At 73.3% G+C, this 20,576-nt stretch carries 22 protein-coding genes and 1 tRNA gene; 7 read left to right on the top strand and 16 right to left on the bottom strand.

Annotated features, from left to right (window positions below; genetic code table 11):
* Positions 1 to 32: 32 nt before the first annotated feature.
* Entirely contained in the window at positions 33 to 596 is a 564-nt protein-coding gene (locus H1226_RS21735) for a TetR/AcrR family transcriptional regulator (RefSeq protein ID WP_258342302.1), read from the top strand.
* On the opposite strand, the gene H1226_RS21740 is transcribed toward H1226_RS21735, so the two are convergent.
* Positions 590 to 940 carry an EthD domain-containing protein gene (locus tag H1226_RS21740; protein ID WP_258342303.1) on the bottom strand — a complete coding sequence of 117 codons (351 nt, stop codon included), beginning with the start codon at positions 938 to 940 and terminating at the stop codon, positions 590 to 592. The two genes, H1226_RS21735 and H1226_RS21740, sit on opposite strands and share 7 nt — an antisense overlap.
* A 235-nt stretch (positions 941 to 1,175) precedes the next feature.
* Between H1226_RS21740 and argG the strand changes: the two genes are divergently transcribed.
* Entirely contained in the window at positions 1,176 to 2,603 is a 1,428-nt protein-coding gene (argG, locus tag H1226_RS21745; protein ID WP_258342304.1) for an argininosuccinate synthase, read from the top strand.
* Between the two features lie 64 nt (positions 2,604 to 2,667).
* Here the strand turns inward: argG and H1226_RS21750 are convergent, their stop codons facing one another.
* Complete coding sequence (locus H1226_RS21750) at positions 2,668 to 3,306, bottom strand: HD domain-containing protein (protein ID WP_258342306.1); 639 nt, start codon at positions 3,304 to 3,306, stop codon at positions 2,668 to 2,670.
* A 98-nt stretch (positions 3,307 to 3,404) separates the two neighbouring features.
* Between H1226_RS21750 and H1226_RS21755 the strand changes: the two genes are divergently transcribed.
* Positions 3,405 to 4,358, top strand: a complete 954-nt coding sequence (locus H1226_RS21755; protein ID WP_258342308.1) for a GlxA family transcriptional regulator — start codon at positions 3,405 to 3,407, stop codon at positions 4,356 to 4,358.
* Between the two features lie 3 nt (positions 4,359 to 4,361).
* On the opposite strand, the gene H1226_RS21760 is transcribed toward H1226_RS21755, so the two are convergent.
* Complete coding sequence (locus H1226_RS21760) at positions 4,362 to 4,925, bottom strand: helix-turn-helix domain-containing protein (protein ID WP_258342309.1); 564 nt, start codon at positions 4,923 to 4,925, stop codon at positions 4,362 to 4,364.
* A gap of 108 nt (positions 4,926 to 5,033) precedes the next feature.
* Between H1226_RS21760 and H1226_RS21765 the strand changes: the two genes are divergently transcribed.
* The gene (locus H1226_RS21765; RefSeq protein WP_258342311.1) at positions 5,034 to 5,864 is read left to right on the top strand and encodes an EamA family transporter; all 831 of its coding nucleotides are present in this window, start codon (positions 5,034 to 5,036) and stop codon (positions 5,862 to 5,864) included.
* A 124-nt stretch (positions 5,865 to 5,988) separates the two neighbouring features.
* On the opposite strand, the gene H1226_RS21770 is transcribed toward H1226_RS21765, so the two are convergent.
* The 5 genes from H1226_RS21770 to dnaG form a co-directional block, all read right to left on the bottom strand.
* On the bottom strand, positions 5,989 to 6,750 hold the full coding sequence (locus H1226_RS21770) for a S1 family peptidase (protein ID WP_258342312.1): 762 nt from the start codon (positions 6,748 to 6,750) through the stop codon (positions 5,989 to 5,991).
* 316 nt (positions 6,751 to 7,066) lie between these two features.
* Positions 7,067 to 7,139: transfer RNA gene (locus tag H1226_RS21775), tRNA-Asn, on the bottom strand.
* Between the two features lie 115 nt (positions 7,140 to 7,254).
* Positions 7,255 to 8,007 (bottom strand): trans-aconitate 2-methyltransferase, encoded by a 753-nt coding sequence (locus tag H1226_RS21780; RefSeq protein WP_258342313.1) that lies wholly within the window; start codon positions 8,005 to 8,007, stop codon positions 7,255 to 7,257.
* A 49-nt stretch (positions 8,008 to 8,056) separates the two neighbouring features.
* Positions 8,057 to 8,578: a hypothetical protein gene (locus H1226_RS21785; protein ID WP_258342314.1), complete on the bottom strand. Its 522-nt coding sequence runs from the start codon at positions 8,576 to 8,578 to the stop codon at positions 8,057 to 8,059.
* On the bottom strand, positions 8,578 to 10,470 hold the full coding sequence (gene dnaG, locus H1226_RS21790) for a DNA primase (RefSeq protein WP_258342315.1): 1,893 nt from the start codon (positions 10,468 to 10,470) through the stop codon (positions 8,578 to 8,580). Before dnaG ends, H1226_RS21785 begins: the two co-directional genes overlap by 1 nt.
* Before the next feature lie 65 nt (positions 10,471 to 10,535).
* Between dnaG and sigJ the strand changes: the two genes are divergently transcribed.
* On the top strand, positions 10,536 to 11,453 hold the full coding sequence (sigJ, locus tag H1226_RS21795) for an RNA polymerase sigma factor SigJ (RefSeq protein WP_258342316.1): 918 nt from the start codon (positions 10,536 to 10,538) through the stop codon (positions 11,451 to 11,453).
* Between the two features lie 41 nt (positions 11,454 to 11,494).
* Here the strand turns inward: sigJ and H1226_RS21800 are convergent, their stop codons facing one another.
* The 6 genes from H1226_RS21800 to H1226_RS21825 form a co-directional block, all read right to left on the bottom strand.
* Positions 11,495 to 12,061 (bottom strand): carboxymuconolactone decarboxylase family protein, encoded by a 567-nt coding sequence (locus tag H1226_RS21800; RefSeq protein ID WP_258342317.1) that lies wholly within the window; start codon positions 12,059 to 12,061, stop codon positions 11,495 to 11,497.
* Between the two features lie 129 nt (positions 12,062 to 12,190).
* Positions 12,191 to 13,288 carry a serpin family protein gene (locus H1226_RS21805; RefSeq protein ID WP_258342318.1) on the bottom strand — a complete coding sequence of 366 codons (1,098 nt, stop codon included), beginning with the start codon at positions 13,286 to 13,288 and terminating at the stop codon, positions 12,191 to 12,193.
* A gap of 241 nt (positions 13,289 to 13,529) precedes the next feature.
* Positions 13,530 to 13,715 carry a hypothetical protein gene (locus H1226_RS21810; RefSeq protein WP_224959429.1) on the bottom strand — a complete coding sequence of 62 codons (186 nt, stop codon included), beginning with the start codon at positions 13,713 to 13,715 and terminating at the stop codon, positions 13,530 to 13,532.
* A gap of 150 nt (positions 13,716 to 13,865) precedes the next feature.
* Positions 13,866 to 15,134, bottom strand: a complete 1,269-nt coding sequence (locus H1226_RS21815) for a deoxyguanosinetriphosphate triphosphohydrolase (protein ID WP_258349474.1) — start codon at positions 15,132 to 15,134, stop codon at positions 13,866 to 13,868.
* Between the two features lie 79 nt (positions 15,135 to 15,213).
* On the bottom strand, positions 15,214 to 15,870 hold the full coding sequence (locus H1226_RS21820; RefSeq protein WP_258342319.1) for a YdcF family protein: 657 nt from the start codon (positions 15,868 to 15,870) through the stop codon (positions 15,214 to 15,216).
* Positions 15,871 to 15,895: 25 nt separating this feature from the next.
* Entirely contained in the window at positions 15,896 to 17,281 is a 1,386-nt protein-coding gene (locus tag H1226_RS21825) for a glycine--tRNA ligase (RefSeq protein WP_258342320.1), read from the bottom strand.
* 541 nt (positions 17,282 to 17,822) lie between these two features.
* On the opposite strand from H1226_RS21825, the gene H1226_RS21830 reads away from it, so the two are divergent.
* On the top strand, positions 17,823 to 18,326 hold the full coding sequence (locus tag H1226_RS21830) for an ArsR/SmtB family transcription factor (RefSeq protein ID WP_224959432.1): 504 nt from the start codon (positions 17,823 to 17,825) through the stop codon (positions 18,324 to 18,326).
* Positions 18,323 to 18,742 (top strand): Fur family transcriptional regulator, encoded by a 420-nt coding sequence (locus H1226_RS21835; RefSeq protein ID WP_224959433.1) that lies wholly within the window; start codon positions 18,323 to 18,325, stop codon positions 18,740 to 18,742. The genes H1226_RS21830 and H1226_RS21835 overlap by 4 nt, the downstream gene beginning before the upstream one ends.
* A gap of 7 nt (positions 18,743 to 18,749) precedes the next feature.
* On the opposite strand, the gene H1226_RS21840 is transcribed toward H1226_RS21835, so the two are convergent.
* Both H1226_RS21840 and H1226_RS21845 read right to left on the bottom strand, forming a co-directional pair.
* Positions 18,750 to 19,535 (bottom strand): TIGR03943 family putative permease subunit, encoded by a 786-nt coding sequence (locus H1226_RS21840; protein ID WP_258342321.1) that lies wholly within the window; start codon positions 19,533 to 19,535, stop codon positions 18,750 to 18,752.
* Positions 19,535 to 20,491, bottom strand: coding sequence for a permease (locus H1226_RS21845; protein ID WP_258349475.1), 957 nt, complete (start codon positions 20,489 to 20,491; stop codon positions 19,535 to 19,537). The genes H1226_RS21840 and H1226_RS21845 overlap by 1 nt, the downstream gene beginning before the upstream one ends.
* Positions 20,492 to 20,576: the final 85 nt, after the last annotated feature.

Genomic DNA, 20,576 nt, shown 5'->3' on the forward strand with positions numbered 1-20,576 from the left:
GTCAGTCGCTGCCATCACTACACTCACCGGTCATGAGCCGCTGGGAACCGGGCGCACGGGACCGGATGACGCGCGCCGCCGTGGAGCTGTTCGCCGAACGCGGCTTCGAGCGGACCACCGCCGGCGACATCGCCGAGCACGCCGGGGTCACCGAACGCACCTTCTTCCGGCACTTCGCCGACAAGCGCGAAGTCCTCTTCGACGGCGGCCGCGCGATGGAGCAGGCCGTGCACGACGGGATCGCGGCCGCCGCCGACGACGTCCCACCGCTGGACGCCGCGCTGCTCGGGGTCGCCGCGAGCACCGCACTGCTCGAAGCGCGCCGCGAGCACGCCGCCCGCCGCGCGGAGATCATCGCCGCCACCCCGGTGCTGCGGGAGCGGGAGCTGCTCAAGCTCGCGGGCATGGCCGAGGCCGCCACGAGGGCGCTGCGCGAGCGCGGGACGCCCCCGCGGGACGCCGAACTCGCCGCGCACGCCGCGATGAGCGTCTTCCAGGTCGCGTTCGGGCGCTGGATCGCCGGCGGCGCACCCGACCTCGCGAGCTGCGTGCGGGAGGACGCCGCCGAGCTGCGCGCCCTGCTCGCCGATCACTGATCGCCGAGGAACACCTGCTCGCGGGTGAAGTAGAACTCGCTGCGGGACATGTCGATGAAGCGCTGCTCGTCCGGCCGGATCAGGTCCCGGTAGTCGGCCGAGGCCGTCAGCGCCGCGAGGTCCTCCGCCGAGTCGAACCACTGCCGCACCACCGCGTCCACGGTCGCCTCGGGGACGCCCGGCACCCCGAGCGGCCGCGGGTGCTCCACCACGTAGCGGCGCACGTACCGGGCGGCGGCGGGCAGCGAGGCGACCAGCGGGGCGTGCCGCTCCCGGTGGTGCCGCACGAACTGCTCGTGGGAGAGCTCCGGCAGGCGGCGCAGCAGGCTCACGAGGATCACCACGCGCTCCACCCTAGTTCGCGCACCGGCCGGATCAACGCGCCTTCCGGGTGGCGCACGCCGCCGGCCGGTGGACCGCGCGCTGCTCCGTCCGCGCGCAGCCACGACCTCGGAATTGCATATTTATGCGCCATGCCTCGCGCATCCCGCGAGCGCCGGAGGTGGCCGCTCGGACAGTCCAGGCACTGCGGAATCCCTGCCCTTCGAGGACCGGAACGACGCCTGTTACGATGAATACATGTCGAAGGTCCTGAATAATCTTCCAGTGGGTGAGCGCGTCGGCATCGCCTTCTCCGGCGGGCTGGACACCTCGGTCGCGGTGGCGTGGATGCGCGAGCGCGGCGCCCTGCCGTACACCTACACCGCCGACATCGGCCAGTACGACGAGCCGGACCTGTCGGACGTGCCGGAGCGCGGGCGCGTCTACGGGGCCGAGCGCGCCCGGCTGATCGACTGCCGCGCCGCACTGGTCGAGGAGGGCTTCGCCGCGCTGGCCTGCGGCGCCTTCCACATCCGCTCCGGCGGGCAGGCGTACTTCAACACCACGCCGCTGGGCCGCGCGGTGGTGGGCACGCTGCTGGTGCGCGCGATGCGCGAGGACGACGTGTCCATCTGGGGCGACGGCTCCACCTACAAGGGCAACGACATCGAGCGCTTCTACCGGTACGGCCTGCTGGCCAACCCGGACCTGCGCATCTACAAGCCGTGGCTGGACGAGGCCTTCGTCGGCGAACTCGGCGGCCGGGACGAGATGTCCGCGTGGCTGGTCGAGCGGGAACTGCCGTACCGCGACTCCGCGGAGAAGGCGTACTCCACCGACGCCAACATCTGGGGCGCCACCCACGAGGCCAAGAAGCTCGAATTCCTCGACACGCCGCTGGAGATCGTCGAGCCGATCATGGGCGTGCGGTTCTGGGACTCCGACGTGGAGATCCCGGCCGAGGACGTCACCGTCGAGTTCCGGCACGGCCGCCCGGTGCGGATCAACGGCAAGTCCTTCGACTCCGACGTGGACCTGGTGCACGAGGCCAACGCCATCGGCGGCAGGCACGGGCTCGGCATGTCCGACCAGATCGAGAACCGGATCATCGAGGCCAAGAGCCGCGGCGTGTACGAGGCGCCGGGCATGGCGCTGCTGCACATCACCTACGAGCGGCTGCTCAACGCGGTGCACAACGAGGACTCGGTGGCCATGTACCACACCGAGGGCCGCCGCCTCGGCAGGCTGCTCTACGAGGGCCGCTGGTTCGACCCGCAGGCGCTGATGCTGCGGGAGTCCATGCAGCGCTGGATCGGCTACCCGGTCACCGGCAGCGTCACCGTGCGGCTGCGCCGCGGCTGGGACCACACGGTGCTCAACACCGAGGGCCCGAACCTGAGCTACCACCCGGACAAGCTGTCCATGGAGCGCAGCAAGGACCAGGCGTTCGTGCCGAACGACCGCATCGGCCAGCTGTCCATGCGGAACCTGGACATCGCCGACTCGCGCAGCATGCTGGAGCTGTACGAGGGCGGCGGGCACGGGGCGCTCACCGCGTGGGGCGAGCTCGTCGGCGAGCTGGCGCCGGGCGGGGCGAGCGCGATCGCCGCGCGCGCCGAAGGCGAGGACGGCGGTGTCGAGTCCGACGCGCTGGACCACGCGGCCATCGAGGTCGGCACGGACTGACCCCGACCGTCCGACGGGCCGGTGCGACCTGGTGTCGCACCGGCCCGTCGCGTTCCTCCGGGGCTCATTCCGGCCACGGGGAATCCCGGATCACCTCGACGAAGTCGCCGCGCACGAAACCGGGCACGAAGTGGGCCAGCACGTCCGCCTTGACGTTGCCGAAGGTCGTCTCCGGACGGTGCCGGATGCCGTCGGTGAACGCGGCGAGGATCCCGTTCTTGAAGTCCGGGCGCGGGTGCGCGCCGACGACCGCGGCCCGCTGCTCCTCCCCCACCTCGTGGTAGCCGAGGCCCAGCACGTCCAGCTCCACGCCGCGGGTGACCAGCGCGATCTCCGGCGCCATGTGCAGCGGGATCTCCGGGGTGGTGTGCAGGGCGATCGCCGTCCACACCCGGTCCGCCGGCTCCCCGTCGACGCCGTGCGCGCGCAGGAAGCGGCGGGCCTCGTCCGCGCCGTCGATCTCGAAGCGCTGGTCGTCGCGGCGGAACCGCTCGGTGAGTCCGAGGTCGTGGAACATCGCCCCCACGTAGAGCAGTTCCGGGTCGAACCGCAGCCCGTCCTGCCGCCCGCGCAGCGCTCCCCACAGGAACACCCGCCGCGAGTGGTCGTAGACCAGCGGCGATGCCACGTCCCGCACCAGCTCGGTGGCCGCCCGGGCCAGCGCGCCGTCCGGGATCTCCACGCCCGCGATGGTCTCGCTCATCGATGCCGCCTCTCGTCTCGGTGCCCGACGAGACCAGGTTCGCCCGGCGGCTACCGTGGCGCCATGTCCTCGCAGCCCGGAACACCACGGATCCGGACATGACGCACCGCGTCGCATTCCTGGTGTTCGACGGGGTGACCATGCTCGACGTCATCGGGCCCGCCGAGGTGTTGCACCAGGCGGGACTGCTCGGCCACCGGTACGAGGTGGTGCTGGTCTCCCCCGGCGGCGGCCCGGTCGCCACCGCCACCGGCCCGGCGCTGGGCCCGACCACCGCGGCCGCCGACGCCGGACCCGCGGACACGGCGGTGATCGCCGGTGGCGAGCGGCTCGTGCCCGCTCCGGTGGACGAGGAACTGCTGTCGGCGGCGCGCACCCTCACCGCGGGCGCGCCGCGGGTCGCGTCGGTGTGCACCGGAGCGTTCCTGCTGGCGGAGCTGGGCCTGCTCGACGGGCGCCGGGCCACCACCCACTGGCGGCACGCGGACGCGCTGGCGCGGCGGCATCCCGCGGTGCGCGTCGAACCGGACGCCATCCACGTGCGCGACGGGCGCTACACCACCTCCGCGGGCATCAGCGCGGGCATCGATCTGGCGCTGGCGCTGGTGGAGGACGACCACGGGGCGGAGGTCGCCCGGCACATCGCGCGGGAGATGGTCGTGTTCCTGCACCGGCCGGGCGGCCAGTCGCAGTACTCGACGGCGACCGCCCCGCCCCCGGCGCGGGCCGCGCAGCTGCGCGCGGTGCTCGACGCGGTGCTCGGCGACCCGGCCGGGGATCACCGCCCGGCGCCGATGGCGCGGGCCGCGGCCGTCAGCACCCGGCACCTGAGCAGGTTGTTCCGCGCGGAGCTGGGGACGACGCCGGCGCGCTGGGTCGAACGCGTCCGGCTGGACCGGGCGCAGCGGCTGCTGCTGGACGGGCACTCGGTCACCTCGGCGGCCCGGGACAGCGGGTTGGGTTCGGACGAGGCGCTGCGCCGCGCGTTCACCCGGCACCTGGGCACCACGCCGACGGACTACCGCAGGCGGTTCGGGTCCACCCGCGGCTGATCGTCAGGGCAGCACCACGGTCATGACCAGTTCGCAGGTCTCTTCGCCCGCGCCGCGGTAGCCGTGCGGGACGTCGGCGTCGAAGGTGGCGGTGCACCCGGCGGGCACCTCGTGCTCGGCGCCGTCGACGACCAGGAGCATCCGGCCGGAGAGCACGGTGACGGTCTCCACGACACCGGCCTGGTGGGGGTGGCTGGGGTAGTCCTCGCCGGGTTCCAGCCGCCAGCGCCAGATCTCGGTGGGCGCGGGGCCGCGCGCGGTGAGCACGAGGCGGGCCTCGCCGCCGCGCTCCCCGGTCCACAGCGGTTCGACGGAGGCGGCGTCCACCACGCGCACGCGGCTCGACGCGGCGCCCTGGACCAGGTCGGACACCGGGACGCCGAGGGTGTCGGCGAGGCGCACCAGGGTGCCCAGGTTCGGGTTGCCCTGCGCGCGTTCCAGGCTCACCAGCGCGCCCTTGCTGACCTGGGCGCGGCGGCCGAGTTCTTCCAGGGACAGGCCGGCGCGGGTGCGGGCGGCCCGGACGTTCTGCGCGACCGTGCGCAGCGCGGCCTCCGACTCGGGCATCTGCTCACCTTCCGGTCGTTTGATTGCACTCACAGGTCGTTCGGTTGACAGGAAGCGGACTGTTCGCTGTACGGTGCGGTCGTTCCGTTGAACCGTAAGGGATGTGCTGTGCTCGCTCTACTGCTGGCCCTCGGCAGCTCGCTCGCGTACGGGTGCGCCGACTTCCTCGGCGGCGTCGGCGCCCGCGGCGCCCACGTGCTGCGGACCGTGGTGATCGCCGCCCCGGCCAGCCTCGCCGTCGAACTCGCGCTGTGGCCGCTGCTCGGCGCCTCCTTCAGCCCCGGAGCCCTCGGCTGGGGCGCCGCCTCGGGCGTCGTGTCGGCGGCCGCGTTCGCGCTGCTCTACCGGACGCTGGCGATCGGGCCGATGAACGTGCTCTCCCCGGTCACCGCGCTCGTCTCGGCCGGGCTGCCGGTCGCGGTGGGCCTGCTGCAGGGCGAGCGGCTGGCGCTCGCCGGTGGGATCGGTCTCGCGCTGGCGCTGATCGCCGTGGTGCTGGTCAGCGCGGGGCCCGGTGCCGGGCGGCCGTCCCGCGGGGCGCTGCTGCTGGCGTTCGGAGCGGGGGCCGCGATCGCGCTGCAGCTGGTGTTCCTGCACCAGGCGCCCGCCGACAGCGGGGTGGCGCCGCTGATCGTCGGCCGCGCCGTGTCCTCGGCGGTCACGCTGACCGCGGCCGGACTGCTGCACCGCAGGCTCGGGTCCCGGCGGCCGGCGTACGCGGTCTCGGCCGCGGCGGGCGCGCTGGACTCGGTGGCGAACCTGCTGTTCCTGCTCGCCGCGCGCAGCGGCGACCTCACCGTCGTCGCCGTGATCGTCGCGCTGTACCCGGCGGGCACGGTGCTGCTGGCCCGCGGCGTCCTCGCCGAACGCGTCCATCCCGGCCAGCTGCTGGGCCTCGGCACCGCGGCCGTCGCGGTCGGCCTGCTGGCCGCCACGTGATCACCGCTTCCGGCGGGGGCGAGCGGCGGAACCCCGCCGGGCCGCGTCCTCCTCCCGCCGGCGGCGAAGCCGCTGAGGTTCCGCCACCCGCCCCCTCCGGAACAGGAGTGGAGCGGAAGAGCGATCAACGGGTCGCGATGGTGTTCTCGATCCAGGTTCGGTGGGCGGTGAGGTCGGTGTAGATCCCGGGGCCGCTCGCGCAGTTCGGGTCGGCGTCGCCGTCGCGGCTGGTCGCCCCGATCAGCTCCCACGCGCCGGGCCGCCCCTTGAGCTGCGGGCCACCGGAATCGAGGATGCAGGCCTGCGCGCCCTCGGTGGGGCTGTCGGTGCACAGCTCGTTCGCCGGGTCGTAGTTCTCACTGCACCGGTCGTCCGCGACGAGCTCGGTGTCCAGCTCCTGCAGCACGGTCGGCAGGTCCGGGCATTCGCTGCCGTCCTCGCAGGTCATGCCCCAGCCGAGGATGCGGGTGGGAGTGCCTGCCGGTCCGGCGTCGGCGGCCAGCTCGATCGGCTGGGCCCGCACCGGGTGGTCGAGCTTCATCACGGCCACGTCGTCGTGGAACGGCTCGTAGGAGAAGTCGGGGTGCGCGATCACCTCGGTGACCTCCGCGGCCTCCCCCTTCGTGCGGTCGTGGTCGCCGATCCGCACCGAGAGCTGCTGCGGTTCGAGGTTCACCGTGCAGTGCCCGGCGGTGACGATCCAGTCGGGCGCGATCAGCGAGCCGCCGCAGTAGTGCTGCCCGTCCTTCTGCACGCTCACCATGAACGGGTAGCCCGCGGTGGCGTCGTGCCCGCCGATGATCGCCGATGCCGCGGGGGTGAACGCCGCGGTCAGCGCGACCGCCCCCGCCGTGCCGAGCAGCGCCGCCTTGCCGAGCTTGACCATGTGGTCCTCCTGGGTGGTCCCGTGTTCCGATCACCCGCAAAGCTAGGGCCCGGCGACGGCCGCGAGATCACCTCGAAGTCCACGGCGAGGTCGTACTTCCGGGCAAGTGCGCCTCGCCCGGAAGTCGCACGACGGGCGCCCCGGTGCCCGGCCACCCGCGCCCGGCAGACGACCCGGCAGCAGCCCGCCGGGGGAACGCGCGGAGCCGCTCACCGGATATCCACGAACGAGTGAACGAAGCGATTCGCACCGCGCGATCTCCGGACGACGAAAGAGCGAAGCCCCAGGCCTGTGACCTGGGGCTTCGCTCGGAAAGCTCCTCCGACTGGACTCGAACCAGTAACCCTTCGGTTAACAGCCGAATGCTCTGCCAATTGAGCTACGGAGGAATATTCGATTTCCATCAGCTCTCGTTCGTGCTGACGGGAACCACTCTAGCGCATCGTTCCGGGCCCGTTCACACCCCCCTCCGTTCAAGAACATCGCAGGTGAGCGGGTCCGGGATCAGGGCTTGTGGGCGACGACGAAGATCCGCCGGAACGGGAACCACGTGGTGCCGTCGGCACGCGCGGGATAACTGGTGCGCAGCCGGTCGGCGAGCGCGGCGCGGAACCGCTGCCAGTCCGGCTCGTCCAGCGCGGCGCGCACCGGGCGCAGCGCCGTGCCGGTCACCCATTCCAGGACGGGGTCGGGGCCGCTGAGGCGGTGCGCGTAGGTGGTCTCCCAGGCGTCGACCTCGGCGCCGAGGTCGGCGAGCACGTCCGCGTACTCCGCGGGCGCGCGCACCGAATCGGCGCGCAGCATCCCGTCGACGTCCCACCCCTGCTCGGCGAGCACCTCGTGGATGGCGCGGTAGGACGGGGATTCGAAGTTCCCGGGCACCTGGAAGGCGAACGTGGCGCCGTCGGGCAACGCGGGCAGCCAGCCGCGCAGCAGGTCGACGTGCTCGGGCACCCACTGCAGCACCGCGTTGCACAGCACCACGTCCACGTCCGGCGCGGGCCGCCAGTCCCGCACGTCCTGCAGCCGGGCGTCGACGCCGTTGCCGCGCGCGGCCTCGACCATCTGCGGCGAGGAATCGGTGGCCTCCACCGCGGCGTCCGGCCAGCGTCCGGTGAGCAGCCGGGTGAGGTTGCCAGCGCCGCAGCCCAGGTCGACGACGCGGCGGGCGGGTCGCTGCGGCACGCGGGCCAGCAGGTCGTGCGCGGGGCGATCGCGCTGTTCACTGAACGACAGGTACTTCCGCGGATCCCACACGGCGCGAACAGTACGACTGTACTGCAAGGATGTCCAGGTCCCGGAGCTCTCAGCGCGACCGGTGCAGCCGCTCCGCCACCTCCGCCGCCACCGGCGCCAGCGACCGCTCGTCGGTGCCCGGATCGGCGCGCACCTGCAGCACCAACCCGTTGCGGCCCGGCACCTTCCGCTGCACGAACCGCGCGCCGCCGCCGGGCAGCTCGCGGTGCTCGGTGCTGCGGATCGACCCGGTCACCCGCGTGTGCACGACCTCCGGCAGCGTCCCCGGTTCGGCGAGCCGCAGGCGCAGCGGGCGCAGGTCCCGCAGCAGCACCGCGTCCCCCGCCGACCCGCACTCCACCGCCTCGACCACGATCAGCACGCCGTCCCGCCAGGTCGCCTTGCTCACCAGGTGCCAGCCCAGCAGCCTCCCCTCCGGCAGCCACAGCCCGAGGTGCGTGGCGACCAGCGGCCCGTCCGCCGCGCGCGCCACCGCCAGCACCCGCTCGTCGGCGCCGAGCGCACCGGCGAAGTCGGCGGGCACCTCGGCGGTGCCGGACAACCGGGCGGCGAACCGGCGCAGCCAGGTCATCACAACGCGCCCGAAGCCTGGTGCAGCAACGACTGCCGGTACTGCTCCAGCGCCAGCATGTCGCCGAACAGCGAGTTGTACTCGTCCGGGTTCTCCGTCGGCGAGGTGCGCTGCACCCGCGACTTGATGTCCGCGATCTGGCGCCCCACCATGATCTCCTGCAGCCGGGCGATCACCCCCGCCACGTAGCGCGGGTCCTCCTCCGACTTCGTGTCCAGCGCCTCCACCGCCAGCAGCGTGAGCAGCCGCCGCGTCACCTCGTCCTGGCACTCGCGGCCCACCGCGTCCACCAGTCCCGCCCCGGACAGGCCGGACATGGTGCCGCCCGCCGCGACGATCGCCTGGTGCAGCTCGGCGTAGACCGGTTCGGTGAACGCCTCCTCCGGCAGCGAGTCGTAGACCGGGCCGGACAGCGCGGGCACCTGCAGCGCCAGCTTCAACGTCTCCCGCTGGCACCAGCGCGGGTCGTCCCGGCGCGGCCGCGGCGGCAGCTCCACGTCCATGCCCAGCGACCCCTGGTCGGGGTTGCGCGGCGCGCGGCGGCGCTGCGGCTTGGCCGGCGCGCCCGCGGACTCGCGGACCCGGCGCACGATCTGGTTCTCGTCGTTCCAACCGACCCAGCCGGACAGCTGCACTGCGTAGCCGTCGCGGCGCTCCACGTCCTTGATCTGCGCCACCAGCGGGACGGTGCGCTTGAGCGCCTCCACCCGGCCGTCCACCGAATCGAGGTCGTACTCGGTGAGCAGGCTGCGGATCGCGAACTCGAACAGCGGCTTGCGCCGCGCCACCAGGTCCCGCACCGCGGTGTCGCCGCTGGCCTGGCGCAGCTCGCACGGGTCCATGCCGTCCGGAGTGATCGCCACGTAGGTCTGGGTCGCGAACTGCTGCTCGCCGTCGAAGGCCTTCAGCGCCGCCTTCTGCCCGGCCGCGTCCCCGTCGAAGGTGAAGATGACCTCGCCGCGGAACGCGTTGTCGTCCATCATCAGCCGCCGCAGCACCGAGATGTGGTCGTCGCCGAACGCCGTACCGCAGGACGCGATCGCCGTCGGCACGCCCGCCAGGTGCATCGCCATCACGTCGGTGTAGCCCTCGACGACCACCGCCTGGTGCCGCTTCGCGATCTCCCGCTTGGCCAGGTCGATGCCGAACAGCACCTGCGACTTGTTGAAGATCGGGGTGGCGGAGGTGTTGACGTACTTCGCCTCGATCGGGTCGTCGTCGTGGATGCGGCGCGCACCGAAACCGACCACGTCCCCGGCCAGGTCCTTCAACGGCCACAGCAGCCTGCGGTGGAACCGGTCCAGCGGGCCGCGCCTGCCCTCCTTCGACAGGCCGCATTTGTACAGCTCGTCGAGCTCGAAGCCCTTGGCCAGCAGGTGTTTGGTCAGCTTGTCCCAGCCGGACGGGGCGAAACCGCAGCCGAAGCGGGTCGCGGCGGCCTCGTCGAAACCGCGCTCGGCGAGGTACTCGCGGCCCGGCAGCGCCTCCGGCGAACGCAGGTGCTCGGCGTAGAACTCGGCGGCGAGGCGGTGCGCCTCCACCATCCGCGCACGGGTGCCGCGGTCCCGCTTCGGGCCCGGCGTCCCGCCCTCGTAGGTGAGCTGCACCCCGGCCCGGTCGGCCAGCCGCTCCACGGATTCGACGAAACCCAGGTGCTCGGACTTCATGAGGAAGGCGATGACGTCGCCGCCCTCACCGCAGCCGAAGCAGTGGAAGGTGCCGTGGCTCGGGCGCACGTTGAACGACGGGGTCTTCTCGTCGTGGAACGGGCACAGGCCCTTCAGAGCACCGCCGCCGGCGTTGCGCAACGCCACGTACTCGCCGACGACCTCGTCGATCCGGATGCGGTCACGAACCTCGGCGACATCGCTATCTCGGATCCTTCCAGCCACCCCGCCAGTCTAGGCGTCGCGCACGACACACCGACGGGTGTCCCCGCGGGGCGCACAATCGGCGCATGGCCAACGCCGGTCCGGAACTCGCCGCCGAGTTCGACGCCCACCGCGCGCGGCTGGTCGCGCTCGCCTACCGGCTCACCGGCGGGCTCGCCGACGCCGAGGACGCCGTGCAGGAGGCCTGGCTGCGGCTGGCCCGCGAACCCGGTGAGATCCGCGACCTCGGCGCCTGGCTGAGCACCGTCGTCGGCCGGCTCTGCCTGGACAAGGTGCGCTCCGCCGCGCACCGGCGGGAGCGGTACGTGGGGCCGTGGCTGCCCGAACCGGTGGTGAGCCCGCTGGGCGCGCCCGATCCGCAGGACGTGGTGACCGGCCGCGAGGAACTGCGGATGGCGGCGCTGCGGCTGCTGCACGAACTGCCCGCCGAGCAGCGGTTCGCGTTCGTGCTGCACGACGGGTTCCAGGTGCCGTTCGGCGAGATCGCCGACCTGCTCGGCTGCCCGGCCGCCACCGCCCGCCAGTACGCGTCCCGGGCGCGGCGGTCCCTGGCCGAGGGCACCCCGCCGCGCGCGCCGCTGCCCCGGCAGCAGGAGGTCGTCGACCGGTTCATGGCCGCGGTGACCAGCGGTGACGTGGCCGAGCTGACCCGGCTGCTGCACCCGCGGGCGGCGCTCTACGGCGACGGCGGCGGGCAGGCGTCCACCGCCCGGCGGCCCGTCGTGGGCGCGGACAAGATCTCCCGGTTCCTGCTGGGGCTGGTGGCCAAGTACGGCACCGCCTCGCTCGCCGGATCGTTCCCGGTGCTGGTCAACGGCGATCTCGGCGTGTTCGTGCCGGGCGACCCGGACGACCCGACCGGACGCACCTCGTTCCGGCGGGTGCTGGTGTTCACCGTGGCCGGTGACCGGATCGCGGAGCTGCACGACCTGGTGAGCCCGGACAAGCTGGCGCACCTCGACCCGGCCGCCTTCGATTCCTGATCGAGGGCCGCGCCCCGCCGGACGGGGACGCGGCCCGCGCCTCACGGCATCGGCACCCGGCACGCCTCGCCGGAGGCGAAGCCCTGCGCGGTGAGGCCCAGCGCGTGGTTCATGCGGGTCCGCTGGTTCTCCAGCGCGATCAGGTAGGTCAGCTCCAGCAGGCCCCGGTGGCCGAGCCTGCGGTCCAGCTCCGCGACCTGCTCGTCGGTCACCCGCACCGGCAGCTCGGTCATCGCGTCCGCGTACTCGACGACCAGCCGGTCCAGCTCGGTGAACCGCGGGGAGGTGCGGTGGTCGTCGATCTCCCGCAGCCGCGCCACGTCCAGGCCCGCGTCGCGCTGCAGCATCGTGCCGAAGTCCACGCACCACGAGCAGCCGATGCGGGTCGCGGTCCGGAACACGGCCAGCTCCCGCAGGCTTGCCGGCAGCACCCGCGCCGCCCGGTCCACCGCCAGTTCCGCGGTGCAGGACGCCAGCAGCAGGCCTCGGTGGTGCCCGAGCACCGCCATCGGGTCCGGGACCGCACCGAAGCGGCGGCGGGCGTAGCGGTAGGCGAGCTTCGTCAGCAGTCCCGCCCGCCGAGCGGGCAGGCGTTCGATCCGCGGCATGATCACTCCCGGTGGTCCCCGCCCGCCGGATGCGGGCGATCCACCACCGGGACGGGCGAGCGACCCGGAACGTGACAGCGCGCAGGGGAACGGCGCCTCCCCGAAGCGGAAGCGCCGTCCACCTCCGGGTCAGGACGGGTCGGTGACGCGGGCGAGGAAGTAGACCGCACCGGATTCGCGGTGGCGGACCAGGAACAGGAACGGGCGGTCCACCCGCACCCGGATCGGGTCGGGTTCGCGGACGATCGCGGTCAGCCGCATCATCGCCGCGGTCGCCGCCGCGCCTTCCAGCCCGGCCTCGTCCACGCGCAGCACCGCCTGGTGCACGATCGCCGAGATCTTCAGCGGTGCCTCGGTGAGCGCGCTGAAGTCCGCGCCCGGGGTGAACGCGGTGCGCACGCCGAGCGCACCGAGCGGTTCGGTGAGCTCCGCTTCCGCGGTGACGTCGAAGCGCGGCAGGAACAGCTCCACTCGCTGGTCGCGGCGCTGCGCCAGCAGTGCGTCCAGGTCGGCGGCGCTCAGCTCCGGTTCCGCGGTGGCGAGGTCCTCGTCGGGCAGCAGGAGCACGGCCTCCGCTCCGCCCGCGGCGGGCAGCGCGATCGCCTGCCAGCCGCCGGCCGCGGCGTACCCGAGGCTGCGAGTGGTGGTCATCGTCGGTACCGCCCGCTGCCCGCCGGGCGCGTGGAACGGCTGCTCGGTGGTCCGCTTCGCGTCGAAGGCCTCCCGCCAGGACACCTTCAGGTAGAGCGCGTTGACCAGGGCGGCGACCGTCTCGGGGTCGACGGCGCCCGGATCGAGCAGCTCCGGGATGAGGTCGCGCGTCGTCTCCGCCACGTCGGCGTTGATCAGTCGCCGGGCGCCGTCGGGGTCGTCGCGGAACGGGGCGGTGCGGACGGCGCTGCCGGACCACTGCCCCAAGGTGCGCAGGAACTCCTCGCGCACCGGGAGCCCGTCGTGCGCCCACAGCGTGTTGGCGACCGCCAGCACCGGCGCTTCCGCCGAGCCGGTCGCGGACAGGTCCGCGGCCGGGGACAGCGCCCCGCGCACGGCTTCCGGATCGGGGGCGCGCAGCGCGGTCAGCAGTTCGTCCCGGGTGTCGCCCGCCGCGGCCGCGGTGGCCAGGCCGAGCGCGCTGGCCACCGAGTACGGGGACCAGGTGAACGATCGGTCCGGCGCGGGGGCGAGCCGGTGGTGCAGGGCCAGGCTGAAGTCGAGGTGCTCGGTCACGGCCGGGTGGGCTCCGTTCGGCGCGGCGGCGGTTCGGGGAGGATCTCCCCCGCCGAGTCTGCCACTCCGCGCGGGCCGCGGGCCGGTCCTGGCGACTTCCAGCGCCCGCCGCTGCGAACGCGTTCGCCGACGGCGGAGTGACCGACCTCGGCCGGCGATCCCTCGCGGGACGGCGTCGTCGCGACCGCGGGCGGAATCGCCGCGGCGCGGTGCCGCGCTTCGGCCGCCCTCGCGGGTCCGGCTAGCTGACGGATTCCTCGATGTCCGACAAGCCCATGAGGCGCAGTTCCTGCGCGATGTACTCGGCCGCCCGGCGCGCTTCGGGGTCGCGCCAGCGCAGGTCGTTCACCCAGTCCGCGAGGTTGTCGGTGTTCACGTAGGGCTCGCCGTCGACGACGAGCTTCTGGATGTAGTGCCGGTTCGGCATCGAGGCTCTCCTTGCGGCGCGGGGACGGGTCGGGGGTCGCGCCACCTGCACAGCAAGTCGGCCGTTCGGGTCGGGGGTCCCGAACGGCCGACACGCTGCGTGAACACTATGCCGGACGACCGGGCGTACGCACCCCCGATCGGACCTATTTCACACAGACTTGGTGTCTCTGTGTACATGGCGTGCATGCCAGGACACCGCCTGCGCATCGGTCAACGACGCCACCTGGTCCAGCACCACCCGCAACCGCTGCGCATCGTCCGACGCCGCCGACCACGCCGGGGCCAACGCCGGGTCCAGCGACTCCGGGGCTCGCGCCGCCAGCACCGCGACCAGCTCCGCCAGCAGCTCCCGCTGCCGCTCCTGCATCCGCAACCGGCGCGGATCGCTGAGCACGAAGTGCACCGCCACCGCCTTGAGCACCGCCACCTCGGCCGCCACCTCGCGCGGCACCACCACGTCCGCCGCGTACCGGGTCAACGGCCCGGCACCGAACGCCTCCACGGTGCCCGTCACCGCCGCCGAGGTGAACCGGCCGACGAGTTCGCTGGTCAACCGCTTCAACGCCACCTGCGCGGCCAAGGTGCCGTCGTAGTCGGCGACCGCGGCCACCGCGGGCAGCACCGCCAGCCCACCCGCCGCCGCGTCCAGCTCACCCGCATCGCCGTCCGCCCAGAAGTGCTTCGCCGCCAGCCGCACGATCTCCGAGCGCTCCTCCGGCCGGGACAGCTCGTGCAGCGAGATGCGGCCCGAGTGCACCCCGTCCTCCACGTCGTGCACCGAATAGGCCACGTCGTCGGCCCAGTCCATGATCTGCGCCTCCAGGCAGCGGCGTTCTCCCACCGCGCCCTGCCGCATCCAGCCGAACACCGCCAGGTCGTCCGGGTAGGCGCCGAACTTCACCTGCCCCGGCCGGCGCGGCCACGGGTACTTCGTCGCCGCGTCCAAGCAGGCCCGGGTCAGGTTCAGCCCGCTGCCCGCACCCGGCTCGCCCGGCAGCTTCGGCTCCAACCTGGTCAGGATCCGCAAGGTCTGCGCGTTGCCCTCGAACCCGCCGCAGGCGCCCGCGAGCTCGTCCAACGCCTGCTCGCCGTTGTGCCCGAACGGCGGATGACCGATGTCGTGCGCCAACCCGGCAGTGTCCACCAGGTCCGGGTCCGCGCCCAGCGTCACCGCGATGCCGCGGCCGATCTGCGCGACCTCCAGCGAATGCGTCAGCCGGGTGCGCGGCACATCGCCCTCTTCCGGGCCCATCACCTGCGTCTTCCCGGCCAGCCTGCGCAGCGCGGCCGAGTGCAGCACCCGCGCCCGGTCCCGGGCGAACGGGCTGCGCGCCTCCCGGTGCGCGCCGGGGAAGGCCGCCTTCGGCGCTTCGGGGGCCGACCGGGCCAGGTCGTGCTCGTCGTAGCCGGGGCACAAGTCGTTCACCGCGCCCAGCTTACGGCCTACCCCCGCCCTGCCAGCCGGAACGCGGCGGCAACGGCCGGTGAACGCCGGGTCAGCTCAAGCGGCCGCTGAGGACCTCGGCCGGGGCGTGCGTCAGCCGGTAGTACAGCAGGCCACCGGTCTCCCGGAAGATGTAGTGGAACTGCGTCGCCCGGGTCTGCACCATCGGCCCCGAACGGGTCGGCGACGCCCACGCGTCCAACCCGAAATCACCGGCCATCGTGCGGGCGCGCAACGAGTGCCACGGGTCGCTGACGATCAGCGCCGAGCTCCAGCCGCGTTCCCGCGCCAAGGTCGCGACCGCCTTCATGCTGCCCAGGGTGTCCGCCCCGGTCTCCACGTCGGTGATCTTGTTCTCGGGCACGCCCTGCTCGGCCAGCCACAGCCGGCCCGTCTCCGCCTCGGTGTACTCGTCGCCGACCTGGCTGCCGCCGACGGTCACCACGTGCTCGGTCAGGCCCTGCTCGTAGAGCTCCAGGGCCTGCTCCAGCCGCGCGCGCAGCACCGGGGTGGGCTTGCCGTGGTACTGGGCCGCTCCCAGCACCACGATCATGTCCACCGGGCGGCGGTCGTCGCTGCGCGCCACCTGCCACACGCGGAAACCGGTACCGCCCAGCAGCAGCAGCACCATCAGCGCCGCACCGAGCACGGTGCGGCGCAGCACCCGGCCGGTGCTGGAACCACGGGGGGCGGTACCGGTCTCAGTCATGGGCTCGTTCCGGTGCCGGGGCCGCTCAGCAGCCGACGAGGCGGACGGCGAGGTACTCCTCCAGCTTGTCCATCGCCACCCGCTCCTGGGACATGGTGTCGCGCTCGCGGACCGTCACCGCGTGGTCGGACAGCGAGTCGAAGTCCACCGTCACGCAGAACGGGGTCCCGATCTCGTCGTGCCTGCGGTAGCGGCGGCCGATCGCACCGGCGTCGTCGAACTCGATGTTCCAGTTCCGGCGCAGCTGCGCGGCCAGGTCCTTCGCCTTCGGCGACAGCTCGGCGTTGCGGGACAGCGGCAGCACCGCGGCCTTCACCGGCGCCAGCCTGCGGTCCAGCTTCAGCACGGTGCGCTTGTCCACGCCGCCCTTGGCGTTCGGCGCCTCGTCCTCGTGGTAGGCGTCCACCAGGAAGGCCATCATCGGACGTCCCACGCCCGCCGCCGGTTCGATCACGTAGGGACGGTAGCGGGAGTTGCTGGCCTGGTCGAAGTACGACAGGTCCACGCCCGAGTGGTTCGAGTGCGTGGTGAGGTCGAAGTCGGTGCGGTTGGCGATGCCCTCCAGCTCACCCCACTCGCTGCCCGCGAAGCGGAAGCGGTACTCGATGTCGACGGTGCGCTTCGAGTAGTGCGACAGCTTGTCCTTCGGGTGCTCGAAGAGCCGCAGGTTGTCGCGGTCCACGCCGAGGTCCACGTACCAGTCGGTGCGCGCGTCGATCCAGTACTGGTGCCACTGCTCGTCCTCGCCCGGCTCGACGAAGAACTCCATCTCCATCTGCTCGAACTCGCGGGTGCGGAACACGAAGTTGCCGGGCGTGATCTCGTTGCGGAACGACTTGCCGATCTGGCCGATGCCGAACGGCGGCTTCTTGCGCGCGGTCGTCATCACGTTCGCGAAGTTCACGAAGATGCCCTGCGCCGTCTCGGGGCGCAGGTAGTGCATGCCCTCGTCGCTCTCGACCGGGCCGAGGAACGTCTTGAGCATCATGTTGAACTCGCGCGGCTCGGTGAACTGGCCGCGGTTGCCGCAGTTCGGGCAGGGGATCTGGGACAGGTCGCCCTCGGCGATCTCCTTGCCGGTGCGCTCGGCGAACTCCTCCACCAGGTGGTCGCCGCGGAAGCGGTGGTGGCAGGAGGTGCACTCGACCAGCGGGTCGTGGAACGCCCCGACGTGGCCGGAGGCGACCCACACGTCGCGGGGCAGGATCACCGAGGAGTCGAGGCCGACGACGTCGTCGCGGCCCTGCACCATGGACTTCCACCACTGGCGCTTGATGTTGTCCTTGAGCTCGACGCCGAGCGGCCCGTAGTCCCACGCCGACTTCGTACCGCCGTAGATCTCCCCGGACGGGAAGACGAAGCCACGGCGCTTGCACAGGTTGACGATCGTGTCGATCTGATCGGCGGGCACGGTCACTCCGGAATCTCAGGTCGAGGGACTCGACGATTGCTTCGGGCCGAGGCTCGACCGCGCGGGTCGGGCTCGGCGGGGGCTCCATCTGCGAGCGGGCCCGGCGGCGCTGCGCCGGTCCCCGCCGCTCGTTCCGGTCGGGGGCTCCGGGGCCTGCACCTCCCCGGGGTCGGTGAGGTCCTCCCGGCATCGGAGTCCGGCTTCCGACGATCTCCGATGCTGCGCAGGCCGCACCTGCGCACGCGTCCCGTTCCTGGGGTTTCCCAGCGTACCGATGAGGTCGCTCGCACCGGCGGCCCCACCCGCCTCCCGCGCGCCGCGGGACGGTCCCGGTCACCCGTCCGGTGCGGTCAGCGGTGCTGCGCTGGCGCGATCGCGCCCGCCCCGGGCCGCTCCCGCGAGGTGCCTACCCGTTTCGCCCGACCCGTAGGATGGGCCGTGGCAGAGGGCACCGCCGCGCCCCGCGCGGGACGCGTCCTCCGCAGCACCGCCGACCGGACCGCCGGTGCGGCAGCACTCCAGGCACGCCGGAAAGGACACCATGCCCGCCGTCAGCCCCGATCCCCTCGCCGGATCGACCGGCTCCGAGCCGGTCGAGATCGCGTCGGCGGCCGGGACGGCGAGCGGCCACCCGGACCGCGCCGAGGAGCACGTGCACTCGCCGGAGCGCGAGGCGCCGCGCCTGGTCCCGGTGCACGACCAGCAGACCCTGGTCGAAGCCGGGGAGCTGCTGCGGGCGCTGGCCGCGCCGGTGCGCATCGCGATCGTGCTGCAGCTGCGCACGGCCGAGCGGTGCGTGCACGAGCTGGTGGAGGCGCTCGGCGTCACCCAGCCGCTGATCAGCCAGCACCTGCGGGTGCTGAAGTCCGCGGGGGTCGTGCACGGGGAGCGGCACGGGCGCGAGGTCGTGTACCGCCTGGTCGACGAGCACCTGGCGCACATCGTCGTGGACGCCGCCACGCACGCGGAGGAGCTCTCCGGAACCCGTCCGCGCGGACGCGGCGCACGTCCGGCCCCCGAGAACGAGGAAACGGAGACAGCGTGACCACCGGTGAGCGTTCCGCGGCCGGCGTGCCGGGCCTGCGGGCAACCAAGCAGCGGGCGGCGGTCTCCCGCCTGCTCAGCGAGGTCGACGACTTCCGGTCGGCGCAGGACCTGCACGAGCAGTTGCGGCGCCGCGGCGAGGGCATCGGCTTGACCACCGTCTACCGCACCCTGCAGACCTTGGCCGACGCCGGCGAGATCGACGTGCTGCGCACCGACTCGGGCGAGGCGATCTACCGCCGCTGCTCCGCCGAGCACCACCACCACTTGGTGTGCCGGCACTGCGGCCGGACCGTGGAGGTCGCGGACCCGCCGGTGGAGGCGTGGGCGGAGCGGATCGCGGGCGAGCACGGCTTCTCGAACGTGGGTCACACCGTCGAGATCATCGGCGTGTGCCCGGAGTGCGCCGCCGAGTGAGCCCCGCTCAGTACTCGTAGGGGTCGTCCGGCGCCGGGATGCCGCGGGCCCCGGTGATGTCGAAGGTCGGCACCTGGCCGTTCGCCTCGGTCGCGCTGCCCGCCCGCAGCGTGCCGGTCGCCTCGATCCAGCTGTCCTGCGGGGTGGTCGCGAGCGCGTCCGCGGCGGGTCCGGCCAGGTCGATCAGCACCGGTGAGGCGTCGGCCGCGCAGCAGCTGATCCGCATCCGCGCGAGCTGGGTCCGCGCCGGGCCGTCCGCCGGGTGCACCACGAAGCCGCGCAGCCGCACGGCCCGCTGCTCCAGCGCACCGCTGCCGTCCCACACGACGCGGGTGATGAACTCCGAGACGCTCAGCTCCGGTGCCGGCCCCGGCGGCAGCTCGTCGAACAGGGCGCTCGCCCCGGTGGGCCGCTCGGGTGCCGCGGTCTGCTGGCCGCGGCCGATGGAGTCGGCGCCCAGCGCGGGCGGGGCGACCAGGAAGATCGCGAACACCGGGAGCAGCAGCATCCACGGGCTCCGGCCGCGGTGCTCGTGCGCGGCGTGCTCGGCCGGCTCGTGCTCGTGCGGTTCGGGCGGGGCGGCGAACGGGTCGTCCGCCCGCGCCCTGGCCCGCGCCGCCCGGATGTCGCGCACGATGGCGACGGCGGCCAGCAGCACCATCACCACCCCGGTGCCGATCAGCCACGGGAACAGCGCCGGTTTGACGTACCGCAGGTAGGTTCCGGTGAGCGCGATCTTGAGCAGGGCGCCGCCGAGCAGCACCAGCAGCAGGTTCTGCGTTTCGCGCCGCATCACGCGCCTCCCAGCAGCAGCAGGCCGACCAGCACCGAACTGGCGACGGCGACCACGAACGTCAGCGGGGCGAACCGGAGGGCGAAGGACCGGCCGAAGGTGCCCGCCTGCAGGGCGATGAGCTTGATGTCCACGGCGGGCCCCACGACCAGGAACACCAGCTTCGGGATCAGCGGCATCCCGGCCATCGCGGCGGCGACGAACGCGTCCGCCTCGCTGCACAGCGCCAGCACCACCGCGAGCACCGCCATCACCAGCACGCCGAGCACCAGCTGCCCGCCCAGCGAGCTCGTCCACTCCGCCGGGACCAGGACGTTGAACACCGCGGAGGTGAGCCCGCCGAGCACCAGGAACCCGCCGGCTTCGACCAGGTCGTGCCGGGCGGTCTCGGCGAACAGCGCCCACCGGCCCGCACCGCCCGGTGCGCGCCGCTCGGCCCGCCGCAGCGCGCGGTCGGCGATCCACTCGGCCTTGCCCACGCGCAGCCACAGCCAGCCCATCGCGCACGCGGTCAGCAGCGACCCGAGGAACCGGGCGAGCACCATCATCGGGTCACCGGGGAACGCGACCGCGGTCGAGACCAGCACGACGGGGTTCACCGCAGGCGCAGCGAGCAGGAACGCCAGCGCCGCGGCGGGTGCGATGCCCTGCTGCATCAACCGGCGGGCCACCGGCACGGAGGCGCACTCGCACCCGGGCAGCGCCACCCCGGCCAGCCCGGCGACCGGCACCGCGGCGCCGGGGCGCCCGGGCAGCATCCTGCGCAGCGCGCTCGGCGGCACGAACGCGGCGATCGCCCCGCTGATCAGCACGCCGAGCACCAGGAACGGCAGCGCCTGCACGCACACCGCGACGAACACGGTCGATCCGGTGCGCAGCCCCGGCACGTCCAGCAGCGCGCTGAGCTGCGCCTGGAACAGCAGCGCGAGCAGCAGCAGCACGCACAGCACTTCCATCGAGGTGACCCGGCGGCGCCGCACCGGACCACCGCTCGGACTCCCCGGGTCGCTCCCCGGGCGGAGGGTCGTGGTCACCGGCTCA

This window comes from Saccharopolyspora gregorii, assembly GCF_024734405.1.
GTDB classification, from domain to species: Bacteria; Actinomycetota; Actinomycetes; order Mycobacteriales; family Pseudonocardiaceae; genus Saccharopolyspora_C; species Saccharopolyspora_C gregorii.

What these genes read in the sequence shown, in the direction of transcription:
- H1226_RS21810 (WP_224959429.1), bottom strand. Translation starts at nt 13,715, where the DNA reads ATGCCGAACCGGCACTACATCCAGAAGCTCGTCGTCGACGGCGAGCCC.
- H1226_RS21785 (WP_258342314.1), bottom strand. Translation starts at nt 8,578, where the DNA reads ATGACCTGGCTGCGCCGGTTCGCCGCCCGGTTGTCCGGCACCGCCGAG.
- H1226_RS21820 (WP_258342319.1), bottom strand. Translation starts at nt 15,870, where the DNA reads ATGACTGAGACCGGTACCGCCCCCCGTGGTTCCAGCACCGGCCGGGTG.
- H1226_RS21800 (WP_258342317.1), bottom strand. Translation starts at nt 12,061, where the DNA reads ATGCCGCGGATCGAACGCCTGCCCGCTCGGCGGGCGGGACTGCTGACG.
- H1226_RS21840 (WP_258342321.1), bottom strand. Translation starts at nt 19,535, where the DNA reads ATGCGGCGCGAAACGCAGAACCTGCTGCTGGTGCTGCTCGGCGGCGCC.
- H1226_RS21830 (WP_224959432.1), top strand. Translation starts at nt 17,823, where the DNA reads ATGCCCGCCGTCAGCCCCGATCCCCTCGCCGGATCGACCGGCTCCGAG.
- sigJ (WP_258342316.1), top strand. Translation starts at nt 10,536, where the DNA reads ATGGCCAACGCCGGTCCGGAACTCGCCGCCGAGTTCGACGCCCACCGC.
- H1226_RS21750 (WP_258342306.1), bottom strand. Translation starts at nt 3,306, where the DNA reads ATGAGCGAGACCATCGCGGGCGTGGAGATCCCGGACGGCGCGCTGGCC.
- H1226_RS21760 (WP_258342309.1), bottom strand. Translation starts at nt 4,925, where the DNA reads ATGCCCGAGTCGGAGGCCGCGCTGCGCACGGTCGCGCAGAACGTCCGG.
- H1226_RS21845 (WP_258349475.1), bottom strand. Translation starts at nt 20,491, where the DNA reads ATGGAAGTGCTGTGCGTGCTGCTGCTGCTCGCGCTGCTGTTCCAGGCG.
- H1226_RS21770 (WP_258342312.1), bottom strand. Translation starts at nt 6,750, where the DNA reads ATGGTCAAGCTCGGCAAGGCGGCGCTGCTCGGCACGGCGGGGGCGGTC.
- argG (WP_258342304.1), top strand. Translation starts at nt 1,176, where the DNA reads ATGTCGAAGGTCCTGAATAATCTTCCAGTGGGTGAGCGCGTCGGCATC.
- H1226_RS21735 (WP_258342302.1), top strand. Translation starts at nt 33, where the DNA reads ATGAGCCGCTGGGAACCGGGCGCACGGGACCGGATGACGCGCGCCGCC.
- H1226_RS21755 (WP_258342308.1), top strand. Translation starts at nt 3,405, where the DNA reads ATGACGCACCGCGTCGCATTCCTGGTGTTCGACGGGGTGACCATGCTC.